This window comes from Anoxybacillus sp. TBDG-1, assembly GCF_054815885.1.
This window is the reverse complement of record NZ_JBTZSY010000067.1, coordinates 1-8,810: the sequence shown is the minus strand read 5'-3', so window position 1 is coordinate 8,810 and position 8,810 is coordinate 1. Positions and strand designations below refer to the sequence as shown.

Sequence of the window (8,810 nt, the reverse complement as noted above, 5' to 3'; positions counted from 1 at the left end):
TTGCCTTGTAATTTTTTATAAATTGTATATAGAGTGTTATGGATTTTCACAAAAATATTTTAACAGTTACTAACCTCCTCTACATCAACATATGTTCGACTCCTTGGTGAAGGTCAGCAACCGAGTGGGCATCTGAGCCATACACGAGCGGAATACCGCGCTTGACTGCTTCTTTTACGACCCAATGAGGTGGATACGGCTCTAAACAGAGTGGTTTTACTGCACCAGCCCCGTTATAATCGAGTTCCAATTGCCGATTTTTCATTTCATCTAGAATACGTGTGATGATTTTGTTCTCATCATATTTACACGGGTATGCTCGATGAAACTTACGAACGAGCGTTATATGCCCGATACGTTTTGGTTTATATGGTCCTAAATCGGCAACAACAGAAGCGAGAACGGTGTTATAATACGCATCATACACTCGTTCAACTGAACTAAACGATGCAACGATATCCCCAAACATGTCTTCGCTATAATCGATACACATGTACTGATTGTCAATGTGCAAAAAATGAACAGATAAAATGCTATCGTCTAATTGTGAACCAATTTCATTTAAAAATTCCTTCGTTTTTTGTTCATATCCGACGATAAAGTCGACTTCTAATCCGATGCGGATACGAATATGTCTTTCGTACTGTTTTTTTAGTGATTGTAAAATTGATACGTACGATGCTAGCTGTTCTTCTTTCATCGCGCTATCTTGATAAGGGGTTGGATCTATAAATCCTTTCGGAAGCGGTGCGTGCTCGGTAAATGAAATATCTGTATAACCAAGCGAAATGGCTGTTTCGATGTATGCATGCAGCGCATCATCGCTTCCATGAGGACAAAACGGTGTGTGAATATGTCCGTCCCGCACATTGTTCACCTCTTTAGGCGCAAAGTTCGACAAAAATCACGTTTTTTAGGAAAAAAATTAAAATTTTTGCTCAAAAAATGTTGCTAACATGGTATCATAAAATCATTGAAAAGAAAATGCCTTCTCCATAAAAAAAGAAAGCTTGACAACAAGGAGGCCCATTATGGAATTTGTAGCGATTAGTACGCTCCTCGTCATCGGAGGACTAACATATACATATGTGTACCGAAAACGTTTATATAAACAAATCGATCAATTAGAACAATGGAAAATTTCTTTAATGAATCGCCCTGTACCCGAGGAACTGTCAAAAATTAAATCGTTAAATATGATGGGGGAAACAGAGCAGCTGTTTGAAAAATGGCGAAATGAATGGGACGATATCGTTGCAGTGCAACTGCCGAACATAGAAGAAAAGTTGTTTGATATTGAAGAAGCGGTTGTCAAATATCGGTTTATGAAAGCGAAAGAGGCGTTACATCAAACGGAGCAACAGCTAAAAGATATTGAAGGAAATATTCAACGCATTTTGTTAGAGTTACAAGAATTAGTCGGAAGTGAAGAAAAAAATCGAGAGGAAATGGAGCGATTCAAAGAGAAGTATCGCCAAATCAAAAAAGCGATGCTTACCCAGCGCCACACATTTGGTCGCACAGAAGCTGCGCTTGAAGCGCGACTAAATGCCCTTCATCAACAATTTCAAACATTTGAACAGTTAACAACAGAAGGGAATTATTTAGCGGCTCGTGAAGTCGTATTACTCATTCAAAACGAACTAAATGAATTAAATCGTTTTATGGAACATATTCCACTGTTGTTAAGCGATGCGCAAGTTGAAATTCCAGCACAACTTGACAATATTGTCGAGGGGTATCGTGAACTGTTAGAGAAGGGGTATGTGCTTGACCATCTCCCAGTTGACAAAGAAGTGGAAACCATCCGCGGAAAAGTATCCGAAGTGCTTACATTGTTAGAGAAGCTGGCTGTGGATGAAGCAGAAAAACTGCTTCGTGAAGCGCAAGAAGATGTGGATACGCTGTACGATTTGTTAGAAAAAGAAGTGTATGCAGAACGTTTCGTTCATGATGAAGCGGAAAAAATTGGGCAAACGCTGTACGAGTTAGAAGAAGAAACGAGAGAAACGCGTGATGAAACATTGTTCGTACAGCAAAGCTACCATTTATCGCAAAATGATCTTGATAAATATCGCCAAATTGAAAAACAAGTGCAACAGTTAACGAAACGATTTATGTTAATTCAAACGAAAATGATCGAAGAGCGTTTAGCTTATTCGCTTATTCGTGAAGAGTTAGAGGAAATTTTGGCACAAATTGCTACGGTGAAAGAAAAACATGTTCAATTTCGCGAACATTTATATGCATTGCGTAAAGATGAGTTAGCGGCACGTGAGAAGTTGACAGAAATGAAAAAACAATTGTCGGAAGCGATGCGACTTGTGAAAAAAAGCAAACTTCCTGGTTTGCCAGAACCTTATATGCTACAAGTAAGTGAGGCTCGTGAAAGTTTAACGCGTGTATCGCTTACGCTAGATGGAAAGCCGTTAAATATGGAAGCTGTTCATCAAGCGTTGGACGAAGCGATTATTTTTGTAGAAAATGTATGTGACCAAACAAAAGAAATGATTGAACAGGCTCGATTAGCAGAAAAAGTCATTCAATACGGCAACCGCTATCGCCGCCGTTTTCATGCGGTGAATGCGGGACTAAAAGAAGCGGAACAACTATTTCGACGATACGAATACGAACTCGCTTTACAAAAAGCTATTGCCGCGGTAGAGCAAGTGGAAGAAGGAGCATTTGAGCGCATTCGTGAGTGGTTAAAAGAAAGCGAGTGAAGGAATTTCCTTCACTCGTTTTTAACTTGCCTTTTTTTCGGTACGTGCAACATGATTTGTTTTGTTAAATAATAAACCAATCACCCCACCGATGAGCGCTGGTGTGAGCCATCCGATTCCTTGTTCAAAGAGCGGTAATGTTTTTTCGTATACATGTAAAACCGCTGATACGTCCAATCCTGCTGTTTTTAGTCCATCCACGATGCTAACAAGGGATGTGCCAACCATCGCTCCGATATAAACAGTTTGTTTGCCGCCAAAATAGTCATGTAAAAACGATAAAGCGACAAGAGTAATGGCTAACGGATAAATGATAATAAGCACAGGAATGGATAATGAAATAAGCTTTGTTAAACCGACGTTTGCAATTATCGCACTAAAGCCGCTCATCGCGATGACAAGTGTTCGATAAGAAAGTTTTGGCGAAATTTTCGAAAAATAACTTGCGCATGATGATAATAAACCGACAGACGTTGTTAAGCATGCTAGCATAATAATGACCGATAAAATGACTGTACCAGCTTGCCCGAATAAATAAGTGGCGGCTTGGCTAATAATTTCCCCACCGTTATCGCGATAACCGATCGCTTGTACGCTTGATGCACCGATGAAAGCGAGCGATAAATAAACGAGCGTCAATCCAGAAGCAGCAATGAAACCGGCTTGAATACAAAGTTTTGTTATTTGTTTTTTATTCGTTATTCCTTTTTGCTCAATCGCTTGAATGACAATAATGCCAAAAACGAGCGCTGCAATGGCATCCATCGTTAAATATCCATCAATAAATCCTTTGAATAATGGAGAATGTGCGTATGCATCTGTTGGTTTTTCGATCTCTCCCATAGGTGTCCACATACTTTTAATAAAAAACAAAGTAAGACCGATAAGTAGAAGTGGCGTTAACAACTTACCGATTCGGTCGACTAATTTTGACGGATTTAATGCTAGCCAAAGCGATACGCTAAAGTAAATTACTGTATACACTCCTAACACCATAGAACGATTGACCGTTTCAGGTAAAAATGGTGTTACTCCAATTTCGAACGATACAGTACCTGTCCGTGGTATTCCAAAAAACGGACCGATCGCTAAATACATGACAGCCGTGAAAATGACACCAAATACAGGGTGAACTCGGCTAGCTAATTGTTGTAAATCACTTCCTGTTCTTGCGATGGCACTTACGGCTAAAACAGGAAGTCCGACGCCAGTAATTAAAAAACCAGCGATGGCAATCCACATATTTTCCCCTGCCGCTTGTCCGAGAGCAGGAGGAAAAATCATATTGCCAGCACCAAAAAATAAAGCAAACAACATAAAACCGACAGCGATTAAATCTTTTTTCGACATGCTGATCCTCCTTTGTTGTCTCCGTACCAGCCTATATACTACCATATAAAATAAAAATTTTGTCGTTTTTATCAAAAGTTTCAATCTTTAAAATATTCTTTGATTATTCCTTTTTTGAATAAAGATGTGATAATATAAGAAGGCTGTTTGTATACGAATGTAATGGAGGCAAGGGCGATGATGTATTTAGATAATAGCGCCACAACAAAACCGTTTCCAGAAGTGCTACAATCTTTCGTAAAAGTAGCGACCGATTATTTCGGAAATCCGTCTTCACTACATGGATTAGGCATGCAAGCAGAGCGATTGCTCACGCAAGCAAGGGAGCAAATTGCCCATCTGCTCGAGGTGAAATCGTCAGAAGTGATTTTTACATCTGGAGGGACAGAAGGAAACAATTTAGCCATTAAAGGTGTGGCTTGGCAACATCAACAACGTGGTCGCCACATCATTACAACAGCGATTGAACATCCGTCTGTCATTGAAGCATGCAAACAGCTTGAACAATTCGGCTTTCAAGTTACATATGTGCCTGTTGACGAACGCGGTATCGTGTCGGTAGCACATATTGAACAAGCGTTGCGTGATGATACCATTCTTGTTTCTGTTATGCATGTAAATAACGAAGTAGGTTCTATTCAACCAATTGAACAGATTGGTGCAATGTTAAAAAAATATCCAAAAGCGTTGTTTCATGTTGATGGGGTACAAAGTGCGGCGAAACTGCCGCTTCATTTGAAACGTGGAAATGTTGATTTATACACGATGTCAGCTCATAAATTTCATGGGCTAAAAGGAGCAGGAGTTTTATATGTTCGCGAAGGCGTGCGTCTTTCGCCACTTTTATCAGGAGGAGCACAAGAAATGCAATTGCGTTCGGGAACAGAAAACGTAGCTGCGATTGTTGCGATGGCGAAAGCGTTACGATTATCTATGGAAAAGTATCGCGAAGCATATGCTCGACTCGAGGAAATGAAACGAGCGATCATCGGACGTTTACAAACGATTGAAGGCATTTTTGTCCACACGCCGTTAGAGCAATCTGCTCCACACATTATTCATTTTTCTTTAGAGGGAATCAAATCAGAGACGTTCGTTCACGAACTGGAAAAACAACATATGTATGTATCAACGACATCAGCTTGTTCGTCCCGTAAAAAAGCGCCAAGTAAAACGTTGTTAGCAATGGGAGTTGAGAAAACGCGGGCAGAGCGCTCCATTCGCATAAGTTTATCATATGAACAACAAATGGAGCACATTCCAATAATAGTTGAAGCTATTGAACGAGCATACGAACGATTAAAAATAGTAGCGAGGGGAACGAAATGACGTACGATCACATTGTAATTCGTTACGGTGAAATGTCGACAAAAGGAAAAAACCGTTTGCAATTTGTGAGGTGTTTAAAAAGAAATATAGCGAAAAAACTACAACATTTCCCTGATATTCAAATTGAAGCATTGCGTGATCGGATGTATATTCGCCTACATCATACACCACCGCAACCTGTCATTGAAAAATTGCAAGAAGTGTTCGGTATTCAATCGTTAAGTTTAGCGTTAAAAACGGAGAGCGATTTGGAAAAAATAAAAGAAGCGACACTTTTTTTTGTTAAACAATTTCCGCATGAAGGGAAAACGTTTAAAATATCGGCTAGAAGAGCGGATAAACAATTTCCGGTTACAACAAATGAATTAAACTATGAGCTTGGGAGTTGTGTGCTGAAAAACACAACGGGCTTAACGGTCGATGTTCACCATCCAGACATTGATATTCGTGTTGAAGTTCGAAAAGAAGGAACGTACATTACTGCATATGACGTACCAGGAGCGGGCGGTTTGCCTGTTGGAACAAGTGGGAAAGCGATGCTCATGCTTTCTGGTGGAATTGATAGCCCTGTAGCGGGATATTTGGCAATGAAACGTGGCTTGCAAATTGAAGCTGTTCACTTTTTTAGCCCGCCGTTTACAAGTGAACGAGCAAAGCAAAAAGTCATTGACTTAGCACAACGTTTGACGGAATTTGGCGGAACGATTCGTCTTCATATTGTGCCGTTTACCGAGTTGCAACAAGCCATTTATAAGCAGGTGCCAGAAAACTGTTCCCTCATTTCCACTCGTCGTGCGATGTTGCGCATTACAGATGAAATTCGCAAAAAGGAAAATGGACTAGCGATCGTGACGGGAGAAAGTTTAGGACAAGTAGCTAGCCAAACACTTGAGAGCATGGTTGTTGTCAACGACGTAACAACGACACCAATTCTTCGGCCACTTATTTCAATGGATAAAACAGAAATTATTGCAATTGCTGAACGAATTGGGACACATCATATTTCCATTCGTCCATATGAAGATTGTTGTACAATTTTTACTCCAAAAGCACCGAAAACGAAACCGAAAAAAGAGAAAATCATTCAATATGAACAGTTTTTACCTTTAGACGAAATGATTGCGGAGACGGTTGCTCGCGTCGAAACGATTACGTTGAAACCAGATCAACCATTGGATGAGCTCTTTTAGATGACGTATGAAGTCCATTCGTTTTGCACAACATATAGATGCGAGGGGGTGAAAACGAATGGCAAATCGAAATCGATTGCTCGTCCCTGGTGTGCAACAAGCGATTGACCAAATGAAATACGAGATCGCTCAAGAATTTGGTGTGCAGTTAGGTCCAGATGCAACTGCACGAGCAAACGGTTCTGTTGGTGGGGAGATTACAAAACGTCTCGTGAAAATGGCAGAACAACAACTAAGTAGTCAAAATAAATAATAAACAAAACTCGGTAGCGCGTTCTACCGAGTTTTTTGTCTTTTAAAAATTTTTAGAAAAGTTATACAAAACGATTCGATTTTTTTGTATAATTTTCTTGTATCATATAGTTAAGGGGGAGAGGGAAATGAATTTAATCGCACCAGAAAAGTATAATTTGACAAGTGAATTTGAAAAGTATGCAGATGATCCGAACCGAATCGCTTTAATATGGGAAAGTGAAGCAGGAGAAACAAAAGAGCTTACATATGTTGAATTGATGAAACAGGCGAATAAAATTGCAAACGCTTTCGTTAGTTGTGGGTTACAAAAAGGGGATAAAGTGCTCATTATGCTCCCACGTTTGTTAGAAGCGTATGCAGTATATATTGGAGCATTGAAAGCAGGACTTGTCGTTATTCCGAGCTCTGAAATGTTGCGCACAAAAGATTTACAATATCGCATTTCTCATGGGGAAGTGAAAGGAGTTGTTGCGTATTTTCCATATATTGAACAATTTTCTTCAATTGAAGGTATGGAAAATATCGTTTCTTTTACTGTTGGCGGTTCGACTGAGCGCTGGCTCGATTTGCATGACGAAATGGTAAAGCAAAGCGATACATTCATGGCTGTAGAAACGTCGCGAGAGGATATGGCATTTTTATCGTATACATCAGGAACGACCGGAAATCCGAAAGGGGTTGTTCATACGCACGCTTGGGCATATGCCCATTTACGAACAGCAGCAAAAAATTGGCTTTGTATTGAAGAAGGAAACCTTGTTTGGGCAACGGCGAGCCCTGGATGGCAGAAGTGGGTGTGGAGTCCATTTCTATCGACTCTTGGCTCTGGAGCGACAGGGTTTGTGTACTACGGTCGGTTTGAGCCAGAGAAATATTTACAGTTATTAGAGAAATATAACATTAACGTGCTTTGTTGCACACCGACAGAATATCGTCTCATGGCTAAAGTTCCAACAATTTCCCAATATAAATTACCGCATTTGCATAGTGCTGTATCTGCTGGCGAACCGTTGAATCGTGAAGTGATCGATACGTTTGAGCGTTATTTTGGCGTTCAAGTTCGCGATGGATATGGACAGACAGAAAACACGTTGCTTGTTGGAGTGATGAAAGGAATGAAAGTGAAGCCAGGATCTATGGGCAAACCGACACCGGGCAATCGTGTTGAAATTATTAACGAATTTGGTGAACCGTGTGCGGTTGGTGAAGTCGGAGATATTGCTGTTCATGTTGAAACGCCAGCTTTGTTTAAATGTTACTATAAGGATCCAGAACGAACAGCGATGCAATTCCGTGGTGAATATTACATTACCGGCGATAAAGCGAAAAGAGATGAAGAAGGGTATTTTTGGTTTGAAGGCCGTGGCGATGATATTATTATTAGCTCAGGATATACGATTGGTCCGTTTGAGGTAGAAGATGCGCTAGTAAAACATCCATTTGTGAAAGAATGTGCCGTTGTCGCAAGCCCAGATGAAATTCGTGGTCATGTTGTGAAAGCATTTATTGTGTTGCGAGAAGGTGTTGATAAAGATGATCCTAATTTAATTCCGCAACTTCAAGAACATGTGAAACAACTAACGGCGCCATATAAATATCCGCGCAAAATTGAATTTGTCGACGATTTGCCAAAAACGACCTCTGGGAAAATTCGTCGCGTTGAATTGCGCGAGCGCGAAATGAGAGCGGTACAAAAATAACATGTTCCGCTCCGATTCATTCGGAGCGGAAAAAAAGCTTGACGAATAAAAAAATTTTGTGTAATATTCTTTTAGAATTTTCTTAAAATTAAGAAATATTTTTTATCTCTCGTTTTGATAACGCTTACATTTTTGTATTTTCGTTATGTAAAGTCATAAACATATGAAAATGTCCATAAAGTGTTATCAAAAGAGAAAAACAAAGGGGGGTTAGTAACTGTTAAAATATTTTTGTAAAAATCCATAAAACTCTATATACAATT

7 protein-coding genes are annotated in these 8,810 nt (G+C 39.8%); 5 read left to right on the top strand and 2 right to left on the bottom strand.

Annotated features, from left to right (window positions below):
• Positions 1–79: 79 nt before the first annotated feature.
• Positions 80–868, bottom strand: coding sequence for a histidinol-phosphatase HisJ (gene hisJ, locus ACYQY7_RS13245; RefSeq protein ID WP_461202744.1), 789 nt, complete (start codon positions 866–868; stop codon positions 80–82).
• Positions 869–1,031: 163 nt separating this feature from the next.
• Between hisJ and ezrA the strand changes: the two genes are divergently transcribed.
• Positions 1,032–2,723, top strand: coding sequence for a septation ring formation regulator EzrA (gene ezrA / locus ACYQY7_RS13240; protein ID WP_461202742.1), 1,692 nt, complete (start codon positions 1,032–1,034; stop codon positions 2,721–2,723).
• 21 nt (positions 2,724–2,744) lie between these two features.
• On the opposite strand, the gene brnQ is transcribed toward ezrA, so the two are convergent.
• Positions 2,745–4,073, bottom strand: coding sequence for a branched-chain amino acid transport system II carrier protein (brnQ, locus tag ACYQY7_RS13235; protein ID WP_461202740.1), 1,329 nt, complete (start codon positions 4,071–4,073; stop codon positions 2,745–2,747).
• 177 nt (positions 4,074–4,250) lie between these two features.
• Here brnQ and ACYQY7_RS13230 point away from each other — a divergent pair, with 177 nt between their 5' ends.
• The 4 genes from ACYQY7_RS13230 to mbcS all read left to right on the top strand — a co-directional run bounded on the left by ACYQY7_RS13230 (position 4,251) and on the right by mbcS (position 8,547).
• A complete protein-coding gene (locus ACYQY7_RS13230) occupies positions 4,251–5,402 on the top strand; it encodes a cysteine desulfurase family protein (protein ID WP_461202738.1) in 1,152 nt (383 codons plus the stop codon).
• A complete protein-coding gene (thiI, locus tag ACYQY7_RS13225; RefSeq protein ID WP_461202736.1) occupies positions 5,399–6,592 on the top strand; it encodes a tRNA uracil 4-sulfurtransferase ThiI in 1,194 nt (397 codons plus the stop codon). The genes ACYQY7_RS13230 and thiI overlap by 4 nt, the downstream gene beginning before the upstream one ends.
• A gap of 58 nt (positions 6,593–6,650) precedes the next feature.
• Positions 6,651–6,845 (top strand): small, acid-soluble spore protein, alpha/beta type, encoded by a 195-nt coding sequence (locus tag ACYQY7_RS13220; RefSeq protein WP_461202734.1) that lies wholly within the window; start codon positions 6,651–6,653, stop codon positions 6,843–6,845.
• 127 nt (positions 6,846–6,972) lie between these two features.
• Entirely contained in the window at positions 6,973–8,547 is a 1,575-nt protein-coding gene (mbcS, locus tag ACYQY7_RS13215) for an acyl-CoA synthetase MbcS (protein ID WP_461202733.1), read from the top strand.
• Positions 8,548–8,810 lie beyond the last annotated feature (263 nt).

Excerpts from the sequence above, each read along its gene's own strand:
- ezrA (WP_461202742.1), top strand. The coding sequence starts at position 1,032 with ATGGAATTTGTAGCGATTAGTACGCTCCTCGTCATCGGAGGACTAACA.
- ACYQY7_RS13230 (WP_461202738.1), top strand. The coding sequence starts at position 4,251 with ATGATGTATTTAGATAATAGCGCCACAACAAAACCGTTTCCAGAAGTG.
- thiI (WP_461202736.1), top strand. The coding sequence starts at position 5,399 with ATGACGTACGATCACATTGTAATTCGTTACGGTGAAATGTCGACAAAA.
- ACYQY7_RS13220 (WP_461202734.1), top strand. The coding sequence starts at position 6,651 with ATGGCAAATCGAAATCGATTGCTCGTCCCTGGTGTGCAACAAGCGATT.
- brnQ (WP_461202740.1), bottom strand. The coding sequence starts at position 4,073 with ATGTCGAAAAAAGATTTAATCGCTGTCGGTTTTATGTTGTTTGCTTTA.
- mbcS (WP_461202733.1), top strand. The coding sequence starts at position 6,973 with ATGAATTTAATCGCACCAGAAAAGTATAATTTGACAAGTGAATTTGAA.